Consider the following 22,114-nt stretch of genomic DNA (forward strand, 5'->3'; position numbering starts at 1 on the left):
GGAAGTAAGATGGCTCGGGTGGAAATCCGCAAACTGCATAAACACTACGGCGACTTTCACGCCCTGCGCGATCTCAACGTTTCGATGGAGGATGGAGAGTTCGTCGTGCTCGTCGGACCCTCCGGTTGCGGCAAGTCCACCCTCCTCAGAATGATAGCGGGGCTCGAGGATGTTTCGGATGGCGAAATCCATATTGATGGCCGGGTGATCAACGACATCGAATCGAAGGACCGCGATATCGCGATGGTGTTCCAGAACTACGCGCTTTATCCGCACATGACCGTTTACGACAACATGGCATTCTCGATGAAGCTCCGCCGCGCTCCGGTCGACCGCATCCGCAAGGAGGTGGAAGCCGCGGCCGCGATCCTTGGCCTCAGCGACCATCTGGAGCGTTACCCGCGCCAGCTCTCGGGGGGCCAGCGCCAGCGCGTCGCCATGGGACGCGCGATCGTGCGCAAGCCGAAGGTCTTCCTGTTTGACGAACCCCTCTCGAATCTGGATGCGAAGCTGCGCGTGAAGATGCGCTCGGAGATCAAGTCGCTGCATCGCCGGCTTGGCAACACGATGATTTACGTCACCCATGATCAGGTCGAAGCCATGACGATGGCGGACAGGATCGTGGTCATGCAGAGCGGCATCATCGAGCAGGTCGGCTCTCCACTGGAATTGTACGACCGGCCCGCCAATCTCTTCGTTGCGGGCTTCATCGGTTCCCCGGCGATGAATTTTCTCGAAGGACTTTCGACTGAAACGGATTTCGTGATGTGCGACGGTACAAAAATACCACTTCCGACGCGACTGGGCCACTCCTCAGGCGAGGCGCTGCTGGGCATCCGGCCCGAAAGCCTGATCCTTTGCGCGCCCGACGACCCGGCACGCATCGAAGCCTCCATTGTTTCTGTCGAGCCGACAGGCGCAGAAAGCCATGCCACGCTGATGCTCGGCGGAGAGGAAGTGACCGCCGTATTCCGGGAAAGATTGCCGGACCATCCGGGCGGCGCCCTGTCGCTGAAACTATCCCGTGCCGGAACGCATCTGTTCGACAAGGCAAGCGGGGCAAGGATCGAAAACGGTCAGCGCTAACCGATAAATACAACAATAAAAACAGTCAATTTCATAAGAGGAGAACAGAAATGGCATATCATCCCTTCAAGACGCTTCCCATTGCCGCACTGATGGCTGGCCTTTCCTGGACGGCGCAGGCGGAAACCCTGACGCTTTGGGGCGGATCGCCCGAGCTCGAACCTTTCTACAAATACGTAGCCGGACAAATGAAGATCGCGCATCCGGATTTCGAGCTGAAAGTCGAAACCATTAGCCTGCGCGAACATGAAAAGCGGCTGGCCTTTGCCCTGCCCGCTGGCTCCGCCGCCGATATTGTCGAAATGCAGTCAGAGGCGCCACGTTACGTGCAGTCGGGTCTGTTGGCACCCGCACCGGATAAAGTGGCGGCCTTCGTGAAGGACCCGAAAAACTTCAACGCCGTCTATTCCGCCGCCGTGTCGGATGGCGAGCATATCTATGGCGTGCCGCTTTATCACGGACAGGCCGCACTCTATTACAATGCCGAAAAATTCGCCAAGGCCGGTCTCTCTGGCCCGCCGAAGACGATGGAGCAATATTCCGAATATGCCGCAAAGCTAACCGAACGGGATGCTTCCGGAAATCCCGCCGCCAGTGGCTGGTCCATGCGACTTTCCGGCGGTGGACAGGGCATCAGTGAAAAGTTCTGGATCAATCTTCATCAGTTCGGCGGTACGTTGATCGAGAAGAAGGGCGAAGGCTGGAAAGCGGCGATTGCCAGCGAGGCCGGACGAAAAACGCTAAAGCAATATCTCGAGCAGCTTTTTGTAACGAAGACCGTCAGTCCGCAGATGAAGGCCGATGCGGAAGCATTCGAGCTTGGGCAGACCGCAATGTTTATCCGTGAATCCTGGGTCATCGGCGACATCCTCAAGAAGGCGCCGAACCTGAAATACGCAACCGCGCCGCTGCCCAAGGGCTCTCTGGTCGTGCCGGCATCACTGTTCGTGCCGGCAGAAAACGACCGCAGCGGTCTTGCCTGGGAATTCGTCGAGAAGACAAATGCTCCCGAGAATCTGCAATGGCTGCTGGAGAATGTCGGCTGGCTGCCCTCGCGGGACAATATCGACTACGCTGCCATTATAGCCAAAAACCCGGCGCTGGAAGCCTTTGCCGCACCGCCGCAGGACTACACCTATTTCAGCTTGCCGCCGATTGCGCCCTCAAGCGAAATTTTGACCCGTTTCGCCGCACGTCTGGAAGCTGCTTTCGCCAATCCGGCGCTCGCGACGGACGATGCGGGTATCGATCGCGCGCTTGCCGACGCGGCCAGGGAGATCGATACCATTCTCGAACGGGAAGGCCTGCTGGCGAAATAATCGCCAGCGCCTGAAGCAACGTGCCGGGGACGGCCTTGCTGTCCCCGCGACGAAAGGACCGTCAGATGAAACGCCGCAAACAATTGAGCTTCGTGATAAGTGCGCTGGCCGTGCCGCTGACGCTGTTCGTGCTCGTCCGGGTCGTACCGATCTTCGAGACGTTACGGCTCAGCCTGTTCAAATGGGATATCATCTCCCGCAACAAGCCCTTTATCGGTCTCGCCAATTTTCAGGAACTTGCTGGCGATCCGCTGTTTCTCGAAGCCCTGCGCAACACCACGATCATCGCCTTCGGTGTGCTGGCCTTGACGATCCCCCTTGCGCTCGGTCTTGCAGCACTCATCCAATATCGCTTCCGCAGCGCATTGGCGGGGTTTTACGAGACCAGCGTCTTTATTCCTCATATCGTGTCGCTCGTACCGGCCGCCATGGCCTGGAAATGGGTTTTCGATGCGCAACTCGGGCCGTTGAATGCTTTCCTCAGCCTCTTCGGCATACCTGCGCAGGCATGGCTTTTTGATCCTGTCTGGTCAATCGTCTGCATCATCGTCCTGTGTTCCTGGCAGGCGCTCGGTTACGCGGTCCTGATCTTCCTGATCGGCCTGCGCAATATCCCGGTGTCGCTCTATGAAGCCGCCCGGCTGGACGGTGCGACGGCATGGGAATGTTTCCGGCATATTTCCGTGCCGCAGTTGCGGCCCGTGACACTCTATGTATCGGTCGTCACCATGATCGCCGCCTTCAATATTTACGGGCAGGCTTTCGTGCTCGCCTCGGACTCTCAGGGCGCGCCCGGCAAGCTCGTCAGGGTGCTCGTGCTCGACATGCTGGAAAACAGCTTCCGCAATTACCGCGTCGGATACGCCGCAGCGGAAGCCGTGGTGCTTCTCGCCATCGTGCTTTTCCTGACGGCCGGTCAATTCGTTTTCTTCCGTGACAAGGCGGCGCGCCGATGAACCACACGTTACAAAACCGGAAATCCGGGCGTTTTTCCTTCCAGAAATTTATCGTGGACATCATTCTGACCGTCTTCGGCGTGCTGATGATCCTGCCGCTCATCATGCTCACCGCCAATGCCTTCAAGACACCCGCGGAACTCCTGGCGTGGCCGCCCAGGCTCATTCCGCAATCGCCGACGCTGGATAATTTCTCCTCCGTCCTTACCGAAACGCCGCTGTTGATCTGGATGGGCAACAGTCTCGCTTTCGCGGCCATTTCGACGGTCGCCATCGTTCTTACGTCGTCCGTTACCGGTTATGTCCTGGCGAAATTCCGCTTTCCCGGCGTAAACCTGATATTCTTCGGTGTACTGGCTACCGCTATCGTACCGTTCGAAGTATACATGATCCCGCTTTATCTCGGTGTGCGGCAACTGGGGTTACTGAACTCCCTTGGCGGACTTCTGGCCGGCTATCTGGTGATGAGCTTCGGCATCTTCCTCATCCGGCAATACGCGATCTCTTCCATCCCCGACGAATTGATGGAAGCCGCGCGCATGGACGGCGCCGGCGAATGGTGGATCTTCTTCCGCATTGTCCTGCCGCTGATGCGCGGTCCGATCGGCACGCTGACCGTTCTCGCTTTCTTTCAGGCATGGACGACCTTCGCATGGCCGATGGTCGTCAATACCGCCCGCGACAAATACGTTCTCGAGGTGGGGCTTGCCCTTTTCCAGACGGGCTTCACCGTCGATCTCGGTCGCCTCAGCGCCGCCGCAGCCCTGTCCCTGATCCCGAGCGTCGTCTTCTTCGGCGCGATGCGGCGGAACTTCGTCAAGGGCGTCGCCGCCAGCGGCATGAAGGAATAGCGGGGAGGCAAACCTCCCTTTTCCTTCGTTCGCTAAACGCCATTCATACTATCAGAAGAGGACTAAAAATGCGGCAGACTTGGCGTTGGTTCGGCCCTTCCGATCCCGTATCGATCGATGACATGCTGCAGGCGGGGGTCGAAGGTGTCGTCACGGCGCTGCACCATATCCCGCCTGGCGAGATATGGTCACCGAAGGAAATCGGCCGGCACCAGCGGGAACTTTCCGTCATGCGCGACGGTCAGCCATCCGGCCTGATCTGGGAGGTGGTGGAAAGCCTGCCCGTTTCGGAAGATATCAAGCGCCAGAGCGGTGCCTGGCGCACGCATATCGAAAACTGGAAGACCAGCCTCTCCCATCTGGCCGACGCCGGCATCCGCACGATCTGCTACAATTTCATGCCGGTCCTCGACTGGACGCGCACCGATCTCGCCTACCGCCTGGGCAACGGCGCAACCTGTATGCGCTTCGATGCTGTGGATTTCGCTGCTTTCGATCTTTTCCTGCTCGAACGCCCCGGCGCCGATGGAGATTTCGATGCAGAGCTGATCGAAGAAGCGCGGCAGCGCTTCTCAGAGATGGACGATCGCCGCAGGCAGCAACTTGTCGCAAATATTGTATCCGGCCTGCCGGGGGCGGCGACCCATATGACCATCGATGAGGTGAAGGCACATCTTGATCTCTATAGCGGCATATCCGCCGACCGGTTGCGCCAGAACCTGCTGGATTTTCTGGGCGAGGTTGCGCCTTTCGCCGAGGATTTAGGCCTAAGCCTATGCTGCCACCCGGACGATCCGCCATTCCCGCTGCTCGGCCTGCCGCGCATCATGTCGACCGAAAAAGACTATCATGATCTGACCGACACCATCGACATTCCGGCAAACGGTATCACGCTCTGCACAGGCTCGCTTGGCGCCCGCAGGGACAACGATCTGCCCGGCATGATGGCGAGGCTCGGCAGCCGGGTGCATTTCCTGCATCTCCGCAATGTGGCGCTGGAAGACGGACGCGCCGGCGGCTCGTTTCATGAGGCTGCTCATCTGGAAGGCAATACCGATATGGTCGCCGTCATTGCCGCAATCCTTGCCGAAGAAACCCGGCGCAAACGGCATGGCCGGGACGACTGGCAGATACCGTTCCGCCCAGACCATGGCCAGAACATTCTCGACGATCATGTTCGCCAGACCCGACCCGGTTATCCGGCCATCGGCCGCCTCAAGGGACTGGCGGAACTGCGCGGCATCATGACCGCGATATCCCATCCGATGTTCTCCAAGGAGCGCAACGGATGAAGCTTGGCGCCGCCAGCAAGCCAATTGTCGGCAGGGCCGCCCTGTGGCCGAATTATTGGCCGGAAGCGCACGGCTATGGCATAGTCCACCTAGGGCTCGGCAATTTCGCGCGAGCCCACCTGCTCTCCTATACCGATGATGCGCTCGCGGCGGCAGGCGGTGATTGGCGCGTTATCGGCGCCTCCCTGCGGGGTTCGACGGTCGACGACCTCCTCTCCCCACAGGATTACCGTTATACGCTGCTGGAAAAAGGCGCAGAAACGAAAGCGACAGTGATCGGTTCGCTTCATTCGGTAGTTTCCGGGCAGGCACGTATCCCCGACCTGCTCTCGGCCATGAGCTCTGCGCAATGCCGCATCGTCAGCCTGACAGTGACGGAAAAAGGCTACGCGCTTGCCGGTCATGGCGGCCTCGACACCGCCCATCCGGATCTAGTCCACGATCTGTCGGAACCGGGATCGCCCCGTGGCGTCATCGGCGTAATCTCAGCCGCACTCGCCGTGCGCTACGCAACCGGCCTTCCACCTTTCACCACCATCAGCTGCGACAACCTTCCCGATAACGGACGAAAGCTGAGGGAAGGTGTGCTGGAATTCACCCGCACGGCCTATGGGCGGTCCCTTGCAGACCAGATTGCGGCGGAAGGAGCCTTTCCTTCCACCGTCGTCGACAGGATTACCCCAGCCCCGGTCGAAACGACCTCCATGCTGGCCTTTGCGGAAACCGGTTATAACGACCTCGCCGCCGTGGAAACAGAACCGTTCCGCCAATGGATCATCGAGGACAATTTCTCCACCGGGCGCCCCGCGTGGGATACCGCCGGAGCAATATTGGTACCGGATATCCGCAATTATGAGCGCATGAAACTATGGATGCTGAATGGCACCCACTCCCTGATCGCCTATTGCGGCTGCCTCAGGGGCAAGCCGTTCGTCAGGGATGTGATGGCGGATCCGGATCTGAAGGCGCTGGTCTCCCGGCACCTGCAGGCGGCATCGGCCGCGATCGGACAACTCGGCATCGACCTTTCGGACTATGCCGAGAAGCTGAAGGAACGTTTCTCTAATCCGGCAATTGCACACGCGACCGCCCAGATCGCCATGGACGGCACCCAAAAGCTCCCGCAAAGAGTGACTGCTCCCGCCCTTATGGCCCTCGAACGCGGCACCGACTTTCAGCCTTTTGCTTTCGCAATCGCCGCGTGGATCGTCTACGCCGAACGCTGGGCAAAGGGACTAGCCGATTATGGGATACATGATCCTCAGGCCATGATTATTCGCGATATATTATCCAGCCCCACTACAGATGCACATCTTCTGTCAGCGGTCCACCGAAGCTTTCCGTTGGTTCTACCGGCACAGCTCATGAGTGGAAATTTCGAGGTGGCGTTACGAAGAAGTCTGACAGAACTGCGATGAGCGGTCGTGACAAGGTAAAAGCTTCATATACGAGACAACCCTTATTAAGGGTGGAGTGTCCTGACGCCGTTACGTCATCAAATGTGGCCCGCCCCCCAAACCGTTGTCGATTAGTTCTATCGCGCCCCCCATGGGTTGGGAGTGAGTGCATCCTGCGCCTACATCAAGGGCGGTGTCGTTATTTCATTAGAGAGCTTTGATATCAATGAGTGCAGAAGAACGCGCCTGGGGGACCATGTTGATGAGGGATTTCCAGAATCCGTGCTGGAATTAGGATACGATCAACTTCTCTGGAAAGATCAAATTTGTGGCGGCCTGGCATAGCCGTAGCATCACCTGTTGATTGGCACTGGCGGGTTGGAGTCCCTCCCACCAGCGTCGCGATGTGCCAAGGTGGCCGATGCATTACGTCACCTACAGAGGAGGCATCTATGGACGACGTTAGTAGTATTGGCGTTACGGGGGCAACCACCGATACCGACATTCGCTACAAGTCCTGTTTAGAAATGAGATATCTCCACGCCCTTGTCTTTCTTCTCTATAATCACTCACCAGGCAGCAAGAATTTGGGTTCCAGCGCCACAGGCGGATGGCTTGCATAGACCGTTATCCCGTAAAGGTCGTGACCCTGATCCATTTCCGACGTGCCGGGCGACGATCCATCAGGATCACCTCCGGCACGACCGTCTCTTTTAGGTTTCAGTCACCCGCGACCAAAATCTTCTGCGATAGCGGCGCGCCCTGAAATTTCTCGTAAATGCGGTTCAATTCGCCGTTCTTGAGGTTGGTGCGCACCCAGTCGTCGAGATAGGCCCTGAGCGTATCATCGTGCTTGCGCAGCCCGATGCCGACATCGAACTCGGCGATGACAAACTTCTTTTCGATTTCCTTCGTTGGATTCTGCTGCGCCACGCGGGTGATGACCGCTGGCTCCTGCACGACTATGTCCACCTGACCACTGGCAAAGGCCGTCATGTTGGTGGATTCATCATCGAAACGGACGATTTCGATACCGGGCACCGGAAGCTTCGACAGCACGGTATCACCTGTCGTGCCACGCGTCACACCCACACGTTTGCCGGACAGATCATCCTGCCGCGCCAGCGCAAGGTTCCTCGGCGCGGCAACGAACTGCACGGCGCTGGCGTAGGGCACCGAAAAATCGATGACCTTCTGCCGTTCCGGCGTGATGGAGAAGGTCGAGATCACGACATCGGCGCGGTTGCTGACGAGAAAGGGGACGCGATTCGGGCCGGTAACTTCGACGATTTCCAACATAACGCCGAGATCCCTGGCAAGAAGGGAAGCGGTCTCGTAATCTGATCCGGTCGGTTTCAGTGCGTCGTCCTTGTAGCCCCATGGCGGACGGCCGAATTCCAGCGCGACACGGATCTTGCCGGCAGCTTTGATTGCAGCCAGTCCATCCTGCGCCGCCGCGGGCATTGCACCGGCGACGATTGCACCGAGACCGGCAAGAAGCAGAGTTCTGCGTTTCATGTTTCCCTCCCGTGGATTGAATTCAGTGCTCAGTTGCTTCCGAGATGAACTCGGACAGTTCCGGCGTCGATGGATTGCGGAGGATATCGGCGGAGCCCATCTCGTGGACCTTGCCGTCCTTCATGTAGATCACCTTATCGGCCACCTTGCGGGCAAAACCCATTTCATGAGTGACGAGGATCATGGTCATGCCATCGGCGGCAAGCTGTTCCATCACGCGCAGCACTTCGCCCGTCAGCTGTGGGTCAAGCGCCGAGGTAACCTCATCGAAAAGCATCAGCTTGGGTTCCATGGCCAACGAGCGTGCAATTGCCACACGCTGCTGCTGGCCGCCGGAAAGCTGTTCCGGGTAGCAATCCATTTTTTCGCGCAGGCCGACCTTGGCGATCACCGCCTCGGCAATGCCGTGTGCACTGGCACGCGCAATGCCCTTGACCAGGCGCGGGGCCAGCATGACATTTTCGGCGACGGTCAGATGCGGGAAAAGATTGTAGCTCTGAAATACGATACCGACGTCGCGCCGCAGCGCCTTCAGGTCGACATTCGAATCTTCGAGCCTGTGTCCGCAGATGACCATCGAGCCGCCCTGGATCGTTTCGAGCCGGTCCATGCAGCGCAACGCCGTGCTCTTGCCAGAACCGCTCTGGCCGATGACGGCGGCGACCTCCCCTTTATTGACCTCGAAGGTCACGCCCTTGAGGATTTCGAGAGCGCCGAAGCTCTTGCGAACATTCTTGAGTTCAACGATTGGCGACATTGAGCTTCCTTTCCAGCGCCCTGCTCTGAACCGAAAGGGGATAGCAGACGGCGAAATACATCAGCGCGGCGATCCCGAAATAGAGAAACGGCTGAAAGGTCGAATTATTGATGATCTTTGCGTTGTAGGAGAGTTCGGCATAACCGACGACCAGCGACGCAATGGAGGTATTCTTGACGATCTGCACCATGAAACCAACCGTCGGCGGCGTGGCGATGCGCAGCGCCTGGGGCAGGATGACGGTTCTCATCCGCTGCCAGCGGCTGAGCCCGAGGCATTCCGCCGCCTCCCATTGCGGTTTGGCTACCGACTGGATGCAACCGCGCCAGATCTCGCCAAGATAGGCGCTGCTGTAAAGCGTCAGCGCGAAGGTGGCGGCCTGGAGCGGGGTCAGGGAATCATAGCCCAGAATGCCGGGCCCATAGAAGCAGAGGCCCATCAGCACCAGCAGCGGAAGACCCTGCATGATTTCGATATAAACGCTCGTTCCCTTCGAAACCGCCGGTATCGGCGAAATGCGCGCCATGGCGATGATGAAGCCTGCAAGACCGCCGAAGAGAAAGGTCAGGACACTGAGCACGACAGTGCCCCAGAGTCCTTCCAGAAGGGAAATGATGAAAGTCACGTTCATGTTGATGGCTCCGGGATCACAACGGCGTTCCGAGCTTGCGCCGACGGGGAAAGAGGGCGAGGCCGAGCAGGGAAAAACCGGCACGCACCACCACCGCAAGGAAGAGATAGAGAATGCCGAGCACTACGAAGACCTCGAAATTGCGGAACGTGTCGCTCTGGATGCGGTTGGCCATGCCGAACAGTTCTTCCACTCCCACCGAGGAAAGGATGCTGGAGGCGAGCATCAGCAGCACATACTGGCTCGACAGTGCCGGATAGACCCTTTCCAGGGCGGGCCGAATGATGACGTGGAGATAGGTCTGCGTCCGGCTCAGGCCGAGGCACTCCGCCGCCTCCAGTTGGCCGCGATGGATGGATTCGATGCCAGCGCGGACGATCTCAGTCGTATAGGCGCCGATATTGATGGTGAGTGCGATGGTTGCACCCGCGAGGATGGGAAGGCGGACACCCATGCTGGCGATGCCGAAGATCAGAAAATAGGACTGGATCAGAAGCGGCGTATTGCGGATGAACTCCACATACACGCCCACCAGATGACGTGCCCAGCCGGGGCCGCCAGTGCGCACCACCGCGCAGAAGGCGCCGATCAATATACCGAAAACGGTGCAGAAGAATGTGAGGCGCAGCGTCGTCCACGTACCCTGCAGAAGCAGCGGCCAATATTCCAGCACCGCCTCAAAATCGAATTCATAGGTCATGGTCGTTTCTTCGCCTCACATTATTCATTTATTTGGCTTCCGCCAGAACCTGCGGTGGAATGTCAGTCTTCTGGAACTGCTTGTAGATCGCCGGCAATTTGCCGTTGTCGAGATTTGTCCTCACCCATCCGTCGATCCATTTCTTCAGTTCGGCATCTTCCTTGCGCATGCCCACGCCCATGGTGGCGGTGCGGAGCGTCAACTTGGGCTCGAAGTCCTTGCCCGGGTTCTTCTGGTTGATGAGATCGACCAAAGATTGCGCGATCGCCACTATGTCGAGCTGGTTTGAGACGATCGAGGTCATTGTCGTCGCCTCGTCCTCGAAGCGCACGATCTCGGCATCTGGCGCCATCTTGGTGATATCCTGGTCGTTCGTTGTCCCGCGGGTGACCGCAACGCGCTTCTCGGCGAGATCCGCGAAGGATTTGATCTCCATGCTCTTCGGCGCGAAGACTGAGGTGGTGTTGCCGGAGTAAGGCAGTGAAAACGCTATGGTTTTTTTGCGTTCATCAGTGATGGAAAGCGCAGACATGATGATGTCGGCACGGTTCTGCATCAGGTTCGGAATCCGGTTGGCACCATTGGTGGCGACGATCTCCATCTTCACGCCGAGATCGGAGGCGAGAAGCTTCGCCGCCTCGACTTCCGAACCGGTCGGATTGAGGCTGTCGTCCTTGTAGGACCACGGCGGCACGCTGAGATCGATCGCGATACGGATGACGCCGGCACTGCGGATTTTCGCGAGCGCGTCCTCCGCCGAGGCCTGTGCGGTTGCAGCAAGCATGATCGCTAGCGTAGCCACGATATTTTTCAGGTTCTTCATTCAATCCTCCCAGTTGAAGTGACAACGTCAGACGGACGGCGGAAATGTTTCGCCGATGCGTTGCGCATATGGTTCCAGCGCCGCGACGATGACTGGGTCCAACGCCACCCCAGCCGTGCGCGCGTCCTCCACGCGCACTCGGGCGCGATCACCCGGCACTCGCACCGCATCCACACCGGGACGCGGCGGATTGGCATGGCAGGCGTCAATCAGCCATGTCGTCTCGTCCAGAAAGGCATCCGATCCGCCAAACGCAGCCGGATCCATCACCTGCAGGAACGTGTTCATGGCGATGCCCGTCAGCTTGTCCTTACGGCCGACGCCGCTGAGCCCCTGCGTCAGAGCCTCAACAAGCAGGGCCATCGCGTAGCCCTTGTGGCCATGGTCCAGTCCGCCGACCGGCAGAAGTGAACCGCCGCCACTCATCAGCACCTGCGGATCGTCTGAGGGGTTGCCTTCGGCATCGAGCGCCCAGACGCCGGGATAGAGGCGACCAGCCTCTGCGAGCTGCGTGGACCGCTTGATCGTGGTGATCGAGCAACTGATGTCGAGCAGGATCGGGTCACCCCGGCCTGGAATACCGGCTGACAATGGGTTGGGAGTGAAGATGCCGCGGGTGCCGCCGAACGGAGCCACCCCACCGGAGGCCGGCCCGGAACAGGCCAGTTGCACCAGAAGCCCACGCTCGGTCAGTCGCGGCAGATAGGTCGCCAGCGCGCCAGTATGGTGTCCGTCGGCAATCGTCACTGTCACCACGCCGTGATCGGCGATGCGTTCCAGCGCCAGATCGATTGCCCGGTTGATGAGCCAGGCACCCGGCAGGCGCCTGCCGTTCCAGGCAACGCAGGCGCCGCGGTCGGAGCGCACTTCGTAGCTGCCTTCGAGGTTCATGCCGCCGCAGCGAATTTCCTCGAAATACCACGGAGCGATGGCAAGACCGTGGGTGGAATGCCCCATCATGTCGGCGGTCAACAGGCAGTCTGCGACCTCACGAGCCACCGTCTTCGTCATGCCGCTCGCCGCAAACAGCCGCGCGACAAGACCACGCACAGCCTCGACGTCATAACGCGCCGCAGGCCCTAGGCCGCCCTCACTTTGCATTTGTGACCTCGGGCGGCAGATCGATGCCGAATGCCGTCTTGTAGACGCCGTTCAGGCTGCCGTCGGCGAGGCCGGCGTTCACCCAGGCGTTCAGCTTTTCCAGAAGGGCAGCCTCCCCCTTCCTGATGCCGATGCCCGTGACATTGGTCTTGAGTACGATCTTCGGCTCAAGCCCGGCTGCCGGGTTCTTGGCATTGACTGTTGTCAGCAGCGCCGGCGCGGTGACATAGTAGGATGCTTGCCCGCTCAAGAGCGCGGTGATGGAGGTCGCGTCATCCTCGAACCGTATGATATCCGTGCCGGGAAGCGCCACTTTGGTGATTTCGGCATCGTTGGTCGAGCCGCGTGTCACCGCCACGCGCTTGCCGACGAGGTCGTCGAGCTTGCCAATGTTCTCGGCCCGTGGCGCACCAACGACAATCTGAATCGCACTATAGGGTTTGGAAAAATCGATCGCCTTCTTGCGTTCGTCGGTGATCGACAGCGTCGAGATGACGACATCCGAACGGCCGGATACCAGATAGGGAATGCGGTTGGCGGCAGAGGTAGGCACGAGTTCCAGTTCAAGCTTCCAGTCGGCGGCAAGCTTCTTCGCCACCTCGACTTCCGAACCCTTGTATTTGCCGGCTTCGTCCATCGCCGAATAAGGGGGAGCAGCCGGATCGATGGACACACGAAGTTTGCCTTTTTCAGTAATACCCTGCAGTGCATCTGCACTGGCAGAAGAAATCATGGCAGGACCGGCCACAACAAAAGTAACAGTGACGAATTTCATAAGAAAATTTAGATTTTTCATTGGATCCTCCCAATTATTATCTCATATTACGAGAGTTTAATTCAGTTCAGAATGTGAACATACGATTTTTTCACTCTTATTGTTTTCCCGTCTCACAGTATGAGAATTCGAATTGACGCACTACAAGCTGTGAAGCGTCGTTCAACACTTGCCGTGTGTCAGCATGAAATTGAAGAGAAGTTCGATCTGCCCCTCAAGCATATGGGTACCATCGCGGGTAAAGCAGCCGGCATCGGCCGCAGCAATCACGAGCCGGGTGGGGATCGGATGGGTGATAACATCAGCGACGACCATGGCCGGCGACAGTTCCGCAGGCACGACCGGTAGCGGATCACTATCGTGTAAACCTGCAGATGTGGCGTTGACCACGATTTCGGTGCCCGCTGGCACAGAGGTTCCCACGGATACGCGGCCCGGATAGGCTGCAGCCAGTTTCTCGTAAAGGGCATGCTCGTTCGTCTTGTTCAGATCGTGGAAGGTCAGATGGCTTGCGCCTTCCTCCAGCATCGAGACGCCGATGGACGACCCCGCGCCGCCCGCACCGACCATGAACACCTTCTTGCCCACGATGGAACGCCCGGCCTTGAGAATGCCGGATGCCAGGCCCGCTCCGTCGAAATTATCGCCGAACCATGTGCCGTCCGGCTCACGCCGCATGGCGTTTATGGCACCAAGCACCCGTGCCCGGTCGGACAGGCGGTCGCAAAAGGCGGTTGCTTCGAATTTATGCGGCAGAGTGATCAGGATGCTGTCCACGTTAGGCATTGCCTTCAACACCGGCAAGGCGCTTTCCAGATTGCCTTTCTCGATATGCAGCGGCACCAGCATGCCGTCATAATTTGCATTTCGCATCCGCTCAGTCAGCCACCCAGGCGCCAGAACTTGCGCGATGGGCGAACCGATGAGGAAATGGACCCGGGTCTTGCCGGTTATGCTTGGTTGCGTCATTACGGTGTCTCTTTTCCTGCCGGTGTATAAGGCGGTCTTCAAGGCCGTGAAGAATTCGGAGGCAAGGCTGCCTCTTCACGCAACACAACGTTATCCGTTTCAGAGGAATTGATATTTGCCGGCACCTCGGCGCCGACCCAGTCACCGGCGATCAGGTTCTGGTAGAGAGTCATACCGGCCTCACCGCCACTGCACGCGGCGGAAGGGCAGTATTTCGACATCCTTCCAAACGCCGTCCGTGAAATAGACTTCGCTCTCTATGTAACTGTCGAGCGCTGCACGATCCGGAAACTCGCAAAGCACGACAGAGCCGACCATCCTGCCTGCATCATCGATGAGTGCGCCGCCGTCTATGATGCTGCCTTCCGCTTTCATGGCGTGAATGCGCTCCATGTGCTTCTCGCGGGCGGCGAGGCGTTTGTCGAGCGTACCTTCCCGCCTGTCATCACGGGCAATGATGGTAAACTGCATGCCGTCTCCTCACACGATCTTCGGGGCGGGAGACGGGGGCTGCAGTGCATATCCCCTCGCCTCGTAATCGAATTCAGGGAGCCTGTTCACTGGCTCTGCCTTGTTGACCGGCGATGCGTAATAGGCACGGATTTCGTGGATTTTCGTCACGTCATCATTGAAGATGTACCATTCGTCGCCGCGCAGCACTTCGCCAATGGCGGTCTTCCAGTGGGTCCACTCGATCACAGCTTCACGTCCGTCGGCAGCCGCCAGCACTTTTTCGATTGTCCAGCGGGAGCCGAGCGTCTTCACGCACCAGACCCAGCCGTCGGCAATCGCGCCAGCCCCCCGCCACGGCGCGCCGGGAAGCCCCGGCGGGAAATAGTGGACGGCGTCGTCCGTGAAACAATCGACAAGAGCCTTATGGTCGGCGGCGTTGCAGGCGTCGAAATAACGCCGGATAAGTGCCTCGGCACGTGCAGCAGGTGATCCGCTCATCGTTCACTCCGCCGCCTGGTTGCGGGCACGCCATTCGGCGTATTCCTTCAGTGTTTCCTCATTCGGCGGATAGGTACCCCAGAGCGATGCGCCGGCATCGATCTTGGTGAACAGGAACTTTTCGCGCTGTTCCTGTTCGTAGGAATCGGTGGCGAGTTCGGTGGCTATGGCACGCGGCACGACCACCACGCCATCACTGTCGCCGACAATGATGTCCCCTGGATAGACGGCAACGCCGGCGCAACCGATCGGCAACTGCATGTCGATGGCACGGTGATAGGCCGGACGGGTGGAGGCGGTGTTTGCCGAACAATAGGCCGGAAACGGCATGCGGGAAATCTCGGTGCCGTCACGGAAAGCACCATCGGTGATGGCGGCTGCGACGCCCTTGCGCATCATCCTCGTCATCAGCATGTTGCCGGCAGACGCCGCGCGTGCATCATTCCGGCTATCGATGACCAGCACCTGGCCGGCGCGGATGGCCTCGACGGCTTCCCACTGGATGTTGTCTTCGCCGCGCTTCTTCAGATCACCGAGATCCCAGTCCTTGTCTTCGCGCGAGGGAATGAAGCGAAGCGTAAAGGCTTCCCCCGCAAACGGGCTGGCATCCGGGTTGAGCGGCTTGAGGCCGACGAGGAACTGCTGGCGAAAGTTCCGTTTGAACAGCTGAGTGGTTAGTGTGGCGGTTGAACAAGCCTTGAGCTTGTCCAGGGTCTCTTTGGAAATTTCAACCATAGGACATCTCCTGAAAATGAAGGTGTGTGTCAGGAACGGGCGGCAATCGCCTCGTCCACCATGTCGAACATCGAATATTTGGGCTGGAAACCGAGAATGGCACGCGCCTTGACGTTACTGCCATGGGTGCGGCCGAGATCGACGGGGATCGTTGCCTCGACCACGCGCCGACCGGTCTTTCGGGCGAGATAGGGAATGAATTCGCCGAGACTGACCGGTGAAACCGGGGCAAGATTGAAGGTTTCACCGATGGCTTCCGGCTTGTCGAAAATCAGCAGCAGACCGTCGACAATATCGCGCACATCGACCAGTTCCTGGGTATGCGGAATGCCGTTGACGTCACGTGGCAAAAGCAGCGGCTGGTCGTCCGCCACCAGTGGCTCGAGGATCGACAGAATCTGGTCCAGTTCCGAATTGGACGTGGCACCGGCATGATGCGTGCTGCTGGCCTTCAGGCTGCGGACACGACTATTGACGTAGAAGGCCGGGCCGGCATATTCGCCGTCCGGATCGATAATCTCATGCGCCGCTTCAGTATGGGAGAAAACGGCCGTGCTGATGTCGAGCTGCTTTTCCGAACGCTGGTAGAACTTCACCATATCCTCGCCGAGAACCTTGGTCATGCCGTAAAACGTATAGGGTTCCCTGGGGTGGTTTTCATCCGTCGGCCGGTAACGGGCAAAGCGGGTCGGATAGACCTGATCACTGGATGCGAAGACCATGCGGATGTGGCGCTGCCGGGATTGGGTGGCCACGGCGCGTAGCACATTATAGGTGCCCATCACATTGACATCCCACAAGAGATCGCGGGCGCCGGGCTGGAACGAGATGACGGCCGCCATGTGGAACACGGCCTCCACGCCTTCCATGACCTTTTCGACATCGGTGAAGCTGGCGAGACTGCCGGTATGGCAGAGAATACCCGCCGCCTCGGTTGCTGCGCGGTTTGGATCACCCGCAATAGCGATGGTTCTTACATTGTGGCCACGCTTCATCAAGGCGGCCGAAAGTACGCCGCCAACCCGCCCGGTGGCGCCGGATACAAAAATTTCCATGTCTCTGTCCTCACAGCATCTCCGCCGGCGGCAACGATGCGCCGCCGTTGTGCAAAGCCTGCTTCCCTTCGGTTCTCGGCTGGCGATCTCCTCGCCGCCAGCCATTTCAATCTATCGAATTTTGCCTGCCACAAAAGTGGTGATCTGTGGTCAGCATCGCTGCCGTCTCACATGTTGGGATCAGGATTTGACCGCGTAACGTTCCAGCACCTCAGGATCCGGCGCAAAACCTATTCCGGAGCGGGACGACGAGCGGAGTTTGCCACCTTCCGGCCGAGGTGTTTCGGCGATCCAGGCTTCCGGATCGACGAAGAGATATTCGACCAGCGTCTGCGCCGGCATCAACGGCAGCAGAGCCAGTGTCGCAAAATAGCCGGGCCCGAAATAGGGCGTGTGCGGCATGGGCGTCTTGCCTGCCACTCGGCAAGCCTCGGTGATGCGGATGAACTCAGACACTCCACCAGCCTTGGTCATGCTTGGCTGAGGGTAGCTGACGCTTTGGATGACGCGGCTGAAATCAAAGGCGGTAGAAGCGTTTTCGCCCGTTCCTACAGGGATTCCGGCGGCCTCGAGAGCAATCATCGCAGCATAGTCGTCCGGTGGAAAAACCGGCTCCTCGACCCAGAATACATTGTTTTCGCGAAACACGGGCGCAAGCGCCTTCGCCTCCTCCACCGACCAGGCGCAATTGGCATCAACCATCAGCGGCACGTCGGTGCCGATCGCCTGCCGCGCTCGTGCAATCACCACCGGTTCGACTTCGTGCAGTTTCACCAGACGATAACCGAGATCGAGCGCCCGCCGGCACTGTTGTGCTACCAGATCGGCATCACCGTAACGCACCAGACTGGCATAAGCGGGCCGCTCGGTATTCTCCGCCGCACCGAACAGGCGCCACAGCGGCAAGCCCTGCCGTTTCGCCGCCAGGTCCCACAATGCGATGTCAACACCAGAAAGCGCAAAGAGCGTGATTCCATACCGTCCGAAGAGGTGCAGCTTCTTCTGAATGCCCATATTCCATGCGACAATGTCGTCAATTCGTTCACCGACAACGAAGGGAGCGATCATGCGCTCGACAGCGGCCCTCACCGGCTCCAGACAAAAATAAGCAAAGGCTTCGCCCCAGCCGACGTGACCATCCTCGTCCTCAACCCGGACCAGCACCATGTCCAGTTCGTGCCAGCGGCTCGGGGTGCCACCGGTGCCGGCCCCGCCGTCCACAAATGGCATGCGCACAGCGAAGGTCTTCAGCGAAGCAATCTTCGGTACGGGGCGGGATGCGGTCTCAGGCATGATATCCTCTTTTAGGGTTTGCCGTTCGTTTCCGGTAGTCCGCGCTCGCCCACATTGACGGAAAGCAGTTGCCCAGAAAGTGGTGCGTTGTTCAGGCTTTCCCGGGTCTGGCCGGTGCGGGCGCTGGTGATGAAAAGATCCGACAGATCCTCTCCCCCAAAGGCGATGCCGATCGGGCTTGGAATGGGCAGGGCAATGGTGCGCTGGATTTCGCCGTTTTCATCGAGCTTGATCACACTCCAGCCATCCGAAAGGCCGATCCAAGCGTTGAGATTTTCATCGACGGCAAGGGCACAGGGTGATCCTGCAACCTTGGGGATATCCGTGAACTTGCGCCGGCGCCGTGTCACCGGATCGAGAAGCAGGACACTTTGCCGAGTCGGCTGAACCACATAAAGCCCCAGTTCTCCAGCAAATGCGATATCCGTCACGTCGCCAGCAAGCTCGAAAACGGGCTCGAAGCCCGCCGCGATCGTCCACGGTCCGATATGGGTAAGATTGGCCTCGGCATCGAAGGCTGCCGCCCATATGGTGCCCGCCATGTCCGTGCGCAGAGCACGGATGAGTAATGCGCCAGAACCGCCGACCCTCTGCTGGATACCTTCCGGTCCGCAGAGAACGACGTCGCCCCCGGCCGAAACCACGAAACCGTCCTCCGAAAGGCAAAGCGTTCCGATCCGTTGCGCAAGTTCGTGCAAATAGAGAAGGTCTGCGCCACCATCGCCATCAATGCGGATGGCAGGCGCAAGAAGGTCTGCCCATACCAGCGCATTGCGCCGGCCGTCCCAGCGCGGTGCCGCGCCGACATAGGCGGAATGGGTCGTCCAGACACGAAAGCCACCCGAATGCTGCACGGCCGCCTTCAGGGTTGGTGTCAACTGGGTTGAAATGCGTCTCGCTGCCTCGGCCAGTTCCGTGCCCAGTTGCTCGGCCCGTTCCGGCGGCATGCGGAAGGTAGGACCGGCCACGCTGATCGCCGCCAATGGACGGCCACCGTCATCAAGGATGGCTGCACCGACACAACGCGTGCCAAGGACAATTTCCTCATCGTCTATGGCGTAACCGCGAGCGCGCACAATGGCGAGATGTGACCTCAATTGCCTGGGATCGGAAATGGTGTTGGCGGTGAAGGATTGCAGTTCGCCTGACAGAAACGTTTCCAGTTGCGCCTCGCTCAGATGCGCGAGTATCGACTTGCCCTGGCTGGTGCAATGCATCGGCTTCAGAACCCCGAGCCTGGCACTGGAACGTTTGTCATGGGCGCTTTCGAACCGGCCGAGGGCTAGGACATAGGCACCCTCCTGAACCGCCAAGTAAGATGTCTCGCCGGTCAGGTCACGCAGGCGGCGAAGCTCCACCGAAGCGATGGAGGCAAGATCGGACGACGACCACGCATTCTGCGCCAGTTCGAGGAAATTGAACCCCAGCGTATAATTCTGCGTCACGGGGTCGGGACGTATGAGGCCTCGCGCGATGAGGGCAGCAAGAATACGATAAAGCGTAGCGCGGGGAATGCCTGTCTGCTCCGAAAGCGCCACCTGCCCCACCAGCCCCGGCGCTCTTCCTATGATTTCGATGATATCGCACGCCTTGCCAAGAAGGGCCGTGCCGGCCACGTTCTTTGGCGAGATTAGATCCGTCGACCACTGTACATCGTTCATGGACATGCCCCCGCTTCTAAACCCAATCAATGAGACGATCCATATAAACGCCGCTGGAAAGTCCATGTCGAGCGTGAATATGCCCACATCATGAGACGCCGGCATAGCAAGGCGTCAATGCCCGTCACATTTGCCTGAAAGGCGGATTTCAATCTCGCCCGTGAGACGCTCGCCGGGAGAAAGAAGGGCGGCGCCGGTTTGTGACGGTGACAGCCCAAGATTCCAGGCATTAGCGACATGCGTGGTGGGTTCTACGCAGATATGGGAGGGGGCGCCGCGATGGACGACGAGAAAGTCGAACGGTGGTGAGGCCGTCATCGTTGCGGTTACATCGCCGCCCAGTGAAATCCGCGCTCTCCCCCACGCCTCGAAATAGGCGGTTTCCACATGCACCGGCTGGTCGTTTCCTGCCGTCCGGCTCCGTTCACCCCCAGGCAGGTAATCTGGACCGTGTGGCCAGAGGTAGCCCGCATCGGCAACGATAGGGTGGCGGGAAGCGAAATAGGGGTGCCAACCCATACCCGCAGGCATGGGACGAGTCGACCGGTTTTCCACTGTCATCGTAAGGCGCAGACTTTCGCCATCCAGTTCAAAAACCTGCTCCGTGTGAAAATCCCACGGCCAGTCGTCATCTGCCCGGTAATCGAGCCGCATCGAAAAGAGGTTCGCATGATGCACGCCCGCCATCCAGGGTCTGGCATGGCCCGGACCGTGCAAAGTATGCGGCATGGCGGCGGGGTGCGGCCGAAGGGCGACCACGTCCTCGCCCACCGCGATCTTTGCCCGGGCAAGACGATTGTGATAGGGCACCAGCGGATAGGCCCCGGCCCGGGGCCAGTTGATAACGTCGAAACCGTGTGGCTCAGTGGGAATGACGATGTCGGAGCCGTTTTTAGCCCGAAACACCAGAAGCCGGCCGCCCATCCCCGGACAAAAGCTCGCGGAAAGCTGTGCCGACGCGATGTCGTAAACCGTCGTTCCGTAAAGTTGTCGCTCCATAGCCCTCGCTCCCTGTCTGAGATTGCCTGCCGAATGGGATCGGCCGGTCATGGGCCTGAAATTGCGGTCGCATTTGGAAACTGACAATGTTTCTTTTCCTCTTGAGGGAATGCCGCCCATATGGTGAGATTTTTCCGACGGGAACCAGAGGCAGGCAGGCACCCCATGCGCGGCGAACGCCCATCAGATCGCCGTATCGAAACCGGAGCCTGTCCCTTCCGCCGGTCTCTCTTGGGATATGGGGCAGCTTCACGGAAAGCTCACTGCCAAACGGTGGCCAACATCAAAGATTTGATGCGCGGCACGGCAAGAGATAGACTGTCTGGTCTTACTACTGCATGACCGTGCAGTTGATGGGGTCCGAACCAATAACCCCATAAATCCGATTTCCACAAGCGATATATTATATAGTTATAACAATGTCTTAAGACGCCCGAAGGATTGAGCCGAGCGCCATACCTTGTGGTGCCTGATCTAATCGTGAATTTCCATATGGTCGAATTATCGAAGTCCTTTCGCCTTTAAATACCGTAGTGTTAGAGGAGTATCTAATTCTAATTTCGACCTATCCTGGTCTCCCCTTCTTGAAAATTTAATATCACGGTATTCAAGCTTTTCGCCACGGTGGACTATTTGCAACGACTGCTTTGCCTAAATAGGATAGAGCCATGAGGATTTCACGCGCGCAGCTCTCGGGCAGAAGACCCAGTTGCTGGTCAATGGAGACGTCATCTTCGAGCCGGTGGTGAGAGAGCCAATTACGGGCGGCAACGTGACCATCAATGGCCTTGATTCATCGCAAGCCGGAATGGTCGAGCGGCAATTGTCGTCTTCTGAGGCCACGATCATCGTGCGGCTGGCGCCATGACCCTGCGATAAAGTTTTCTTCCGGTAGGCGGGCACACCCCATGTTTTCGAATGTCGGACAGACCGAGAGTCTTCGTACTGCAATCACTGGCCGTCCGGAATTATGCTCAATGGGCTTCATAAGCACGATCCCGAATCTCGGCATCAATACATGTTTGGACAAGTGCGTTTGCGCCCATTGCTATCTCCCAATCTGATGAGATGGCAATGCGATTGAATGACAAATTCGACACGAGGTTTCAGGCCGTCATCGTCCAGGCACATCATTTTGACACCGGATTCTGTGCTTGCGTTGTGCTAGGCTTAAAAACGACTTAGGCCTCCCGTTGGGAGGCCGACAAAGTCTTGATATTCCGGTAAATTTTGGTTGCGGGGGCA

At 58.7% G+C, this 22,114-nt stretch carries 23 protein-coding genes; 7 read left to right on the top strand and 16 right to left on the bottom strand.

The window, feature by feature from the left end:
• The first annotated feature begins 9 nt into the window (after positions 1–9).
• The 6 genes from N434_RS14630 to N434_RS14655 all read left to right on the top strand — a co-directional run bounded on the left by N434_RS14630 (position 10) and on the right by N434_RS14655 (position 6,922).
• Entirely contained in the window at positions 10–1,086 is a 1,077-nt protein-coding gene (locus tag N434_RS14630) for an ABC transporter ATP-binding protein (RefSeq protein WP_110758858.1), read from the top strand.
• Positions 1,087–1,136: 50 nt separating this feature from the next.
• The gene (locus N434_RS14635; RefSeq protein WP_110758860.1) at positions 1,137–2,405 is read left to right on the top strand and encodes an ABC transporter substrate-binding protein; all 1,269 of its coding nucleotides are present in this window, start codon (positions 1,137–1,139) and stop codon (positions 2,403–2,405) included.
• 65 nt (positions 2,406–2,470) lie between these two features.
• On the top strand, positions 2,471–3,361 hold the full coding sequence (locus N434_RS14640; protein ID WP_110758861.1) for a carbohydrate ABC transporter permease: 891 nt from the start codon (positions 2,471–2,473) through the stop codon (positions 3,359–3,361).
• Between the two features lie 53 nt (positions 3,362–3,414).
• Positions 3,415–4,212, top strand: a complete 798-nt coding sequence (locus tag N434_RS14645; RefSeq protein WP_309578296.1) for a carbohydrate ABC transporter permease — start codon at positions 3,415–3,417, stop codon at positions 4,210–4,212.
• Between the two features lie 68 nt (positions 4,213–4,280).
• Complete coding sequence (uxuA, locus tag N434_RS14650) at positions 4,281–5,504, top strand: mannonate dehydratase (protein WP_110758865.1); 1,224 nt, start codon at positions 4,281–4,283, stop codon at positions 5,502–5,504.
• Positions 5,501–6,922, top strand: coding sequence for a mannitol dehydrogenase family protein (locus tag N434_RS14655; protein WP_110758867.1), 1,422 nt, complete (start codon positions 5,501–5,503; stop codon positions 6,920–6,922). Before uxuA ends, N434_RS14655 begins: the two co-directional genes overlap by 4 nt.
• A 699-nt stretch (positions 6,923–7,621) precedes the next feature.
• Here the strand turns inward: N434_RS14655 and N434_RS14660 are convergent.
• The 16 genes from N434_RS14660 to N434_RS14730 form a co-directional block, all read right to left on the bottom strand.
• Positions 7,622–8,419, bottom strand: a complete 798-nt coding sequence (locus N434_RS14660; protein WP_110758869.1) for a transporter substrate-binding domain-containing protein — start codon at positions 8,417–8,419, stop codon at positions 7,622–7,624.
• A 22-nt stretch (positions 8,420–8,441) separates the two neighbouring features.
• A complete protein-coding gene (locus N434_RS14665; protein WP_110758871.1) occupies positions 8,442–9,176 on the bottom strand; it encodes an amino acid ABC transporter ATP-binding protein in 735 nt (244 codons plus the stop codon).
• On the bottom strand, positions 9,160–9,807 hold the full coding sequence (locus N434_RS14670) for an amino acid ABC transporter permease (protein WP_065117923.1): 648 nt from the start codon (positions 9,805–9,807) through the stop codon (positions 9,160–9,162). The genes N434_RS14665 and N434_RS14670 overlap by 17 nt, the downstream gene beginning before the upstream one ends.
• Before the next feature lie 16 nt (positions 9,808–9,823).
• Positions 9,824–10,507, bottom strand: coding sequence for an amino acid ABC transporter permease (locus tag N434_RS14675; RefSeq protein WP_065117924.1), 684 nt, complete (start codon positions 10,505–10,507; stop codon positions 9,824–9,826).
• Positions 10,508–10,535: 28 nt separating this feature from the next.
• Positions 10,536–11,330 carry a transporter substrate-binding domain-containing protein gene (locus N434_RS14680; protein WP_110758873.1) on the bottom strand — a complete coding sequence of 265 codons (795 nt, stop codon included), beginning with the start codon at positions 11,328–11,330 and terminating at the stop codon, positions 10,536–10,538.
• 27 nt (positions 11,331–11,357) lie between these two features.
• Positions 11,358–12,431: an Ldh family oxidoreductase gene (locus N434_RS14685; protein WP_110758875.1), complete on the bottom strand. Its 1,074-nt coding sequence runs from the start codon at positions 12,429–12,431 to the stop codon at positions 11,358–11,360.
• The gene (locus tag N434_RS14690) at positions 12,421–13,227 is read right to left on the bottom strand and encodes a transporter substrate-binding domain-containing protein (RefSeq protein ID WP_110758877.1); all 807 of its coding nucleotides are present in this window, start codon (positions 13,225–13,227) and stop codon (positions 12,421–12,423) included. The genes N434_RS14685 and N434_RS14690 overlap by 11 nt, the downstream gene beginning before the upstream one ends.
• A gap of 141 nt (positions 13,228–13,368) precedes the next feature.
• Positions 13,369–14,175 (bottom strand): shikimate dehydrogenase family protein, encoded by an 807-nt coding sequence (locus N434_RS14695; RefSeq protein ID WP_065117928.1) that lies wholly within the window; start codon positions 14,173–14,175, stop codon positions 13,369–13,371.
• 38 nt (positions 14,176–14,213) lie between these two features.
• On the bottom strand, positions 14,214–14,348 hold the full coding sequence (locus N434_RS26100; RefSeq protein WP_262517694.1) for a hypothetical protein: 135 nt from the start codon (positions 14,346–14,348) through the stop codon (positions 14,214–14,216).
• 7 nt (positions 14,349–14,355) lie between these two features.
• On the bottom strand, positions 14,356–14,646 hold the full coding sequence (locus N434_RS14700; protein WP_065117929.1) for a YciI family protein: 291 nt from the start codon (positions 14,644–14,646) through the stop codon (positions 14,356–14,358).
• 9 nt (positions 14,647–14,655) lie between these two features.
• Positions 14,656–15,126, bottom strand: a complete 471-nt coding sequence (locus N434_RS14705; protein WP_065117930.1) for a nuclear transport factor 2 family protein — start codon at positions 15,124–15,126, stop codon at positions 14,656–14,658.
• A gap of 3 nt (positions 15,127–15,129) precedes the next feature.
• On the bottom strand, positions 15,130–15,861 hold the full coding sequence (locus N434_RS14710; protein WP_110758880.1) for an RraA family protein: 732 nt from the start codon (positions 15,859–15,861) through the stop codon (positions 15,130–15,132).
• Between the two features lie 29 nt (positions 15,862–15,890).
• Positions 15,891–16,916, bottom strand: coding sequence for an NAD-dependent epimerase/dehydratase family protein (locus N434_RS14715; protein ID WP_065117932.1), 1,026 nt, complete (start codon positions 16,914–16,916; stop codon positions 15,891–15,893).
• A gap of 180 nt (positions 16,917–17,096) precedes the next feature.
• Positions 17,097–18,209 (bottom strand): mandelate racemase/muconate lactonizing enzyme family protein, encoded by a 1,113-nt coding sequence (locus N434_RS14720; RefSeq protein ID WP_110758882.1) that lies wholly within the window; start codon positions 18,207–18,209, stop codon positions 17,097–17,099.
• A gap of 11 nt (positions 18,210–18,220) precedes the next feature.
• Positions 18,221–19,870 carry an IclR family transcriptional regulator domain-containing protein gene (locus tag N434_RS14725; protein WP_181423981.1) on the bottom strand — a complete coding sequence of 550 codons (1,650 nt, stop codon included), beginning with the start codon at positions 19,868–19,870 and terminating at the stop codon, positions 18,221–18,223.
• Positions 19,871–19,984: 114 nt separating this feature from the next.
• A complete protein-coding gene (locus N434_RS14730; protein ID WP_181423982.1) occupies positions 19,985–20,869 on the bottom strand; it encodes an aldose epimerase family protein in 885 nt (294 codons plus the stop codon).
• A gap of 709 nt (positions 20,870–21,578) precedes the next feature.
• Here N434_RS14730 and N434_RS25800 point away from each other — a divergent pair.
• Entirely contained in the window at positions 21,579–21,737 is a 159-nt protein-coding gene (locus N434_RS25800; RefSeq protein ID WP_181423983.1) for a hypothetical protein, read from the top strand.
• Positions 21,738–22,114: the final 377 nt, after the last annotated feature.

This window comes from Rhizobium sp. UGM030330-04 (assembly GCF_003208455.1).
In the GTDB taxonomy this organism is placed as follows: Bacteria; Pseudomonadota; Alphaproteobacteria; order Rhizobiales; family Rhizobiaceae; genus Agrobacterium; species Agrobacterium rhizogenes_A.

What these genes read in the sequence shown, in the direction of transcription:
- N434_RS14630 (WP_110758858.1), top strand. Translation starts at nt 10, where the DNA reads ATGGCTCGGGTGGAAATCCGCAAACTGCATAAACACTACGGCGACTTT.
- N434_RS14635 (WP_110758860.1), top strand. Translation starts at nt 1,137, where the DNA reads ATGGCATATCATCCCTTCAAGACGCTTCCCATTGCCGCACTGATGGCT.
- N434_RS14640 (WP_110758861.1), top strand. Translation starts at nt 2,471, where the DNA reads ATGAAACGCCGCAAACAATTGAGCTTCGTGATAAGTGCGCTGGCCGTG.
- uxuA (WP_110758865.1), top strand. Translation starts at nt 4,281, where the DNA reads ATGCGGCAGACTTGGCGTTGGTTCGGCCCTTCCGATCCCGTATCGATC.
- N434_RS14655 (WP_110758867.1), top strand. Translation starts at nt 5,501, where the DNA reads ATGAAGCTTGGCGCCGCCAGCAAGCCAATTGTCGGCAGGGCCGCCCTG.
- N434_RS14660 (WP_110758869.1), bottom strand. Translation starts at nt 8,419, where the DNA reads ATGAAACGCAGAACTCTGCTTCTTGCCGGTCTCGGTGCAATCGTCGCC.
- N434_RS14665 (WP_110758871.1), bottom strand. Translation starts at nt 9,176, where the DNA reads ATGTCGCCAATCGTTGAACTCAAGAATGTTCGCAAGAGCTTCGGCGCT.
- N434_RS14670 (WP_065117923.1), bottom strand. Translation starts at nt 9,807, where the DNA reads ATGAACGTGACTTTCATCATTTCCCTTCTGGAAGGACTCTGGGGCACT.
- N434_RS14675 (WP_065117924.1), bottom strand. Translation starts at nt 10,507, where the DNA reads ATGACCTATGAATTCGATTTTGAGGCGGTGCTGGAATATTGGCCGCTG.
- N434_RS14680 (WP_110758873.1), bottom strand. Translation starts at nt 11,330, where the DNA reads ATGAAGAACCTGAAAAATATCGTGGCTACGCTAGCGATCATGCTTGCT.
- N434_RS14685 (WP_110758875.1), bottom strand. Translation starts at nt 12,431, where the DNA reads ATGCAAAGTGAGGGCGGCCTAGGGCCTGCGGCGCGTTATGACGTCGAG.
- N434_RS14690 (WP_110758877.1), bottom strand. Translation starts at nt 13,227, where the DNA reads ATGAAAAATCTAAATTTTCTTATGAAATTCGTCACTGTTACTTTTGTT.
- N434_RS14695 (WP_065117928.1), bottom strand. Translation starts at nt 14,175, where the DNA reads ATGACGCAACCAAGCATAACCGGCAAGACCCGGGTCCATTTCCTCATC.
- N434_RS26100 (WP_262517694.1), bottom strand. Translation starts at nt 14,348, where the DNA reads ATGACTCTCTACCAGAACCTGATCGCCGGTGACTGGGTCGGCGCCGAG.
- N434_RS14700 (WP_065117929.1), bottom strand. Translation starts at nt 14,646, where the DNA reads ATGCAGTTTACCATCATTGCCCGTGATGACAGGCGGGAAGGTACGCTC.
- N434_RS14705 (WP_065117930.1), bottom strand. Translation starts at nt 15,126, where the DNA reads ATGAGCGGATCACCTGCTGCACGTGCCGAGGCACTTATCCGGCGTTAT.
- N434_RS14710 (WP_110758880.1), bottom strand. Translation starts at nt 15,861, where the DNA reads ATGGTTGAAATTTCCAAAGAGACCCTGGACAAGCTCAAGGCTTGTTCA.
- N434_RS14715 (WP_065117932.1), bottom strand. Translation starts at nt 16,916, where the DNA reads ATGGAAATTTTTGTATCCGGCGCCACCGGGCGGGTTGGCGGCGTACTT.
- N434_RS14720 (WP_110758882.1), bottom strand. Translation starts at nt 18,209, where the DNA reads ATGCCTGAGACCGCATCCCGCCCCGTACCGAAGATTGCTTCGCTGAAG.
- N434_RS14725 (WP_181423981.1), bottom strand. Translation starts at nt 19,870, where the DNA reads ATGAACGATGTACAGTGGTCGACGGATCTAATCTCGCCAAAGAACGTG.
- N434_RS14730 (WP_181423982.1), bottom strand. Translation starts at nt 20,869, where the DNA reads ATGGAGCGACAACTTTACGGAACGACGGTTTACGACATCGCGTCGGCA.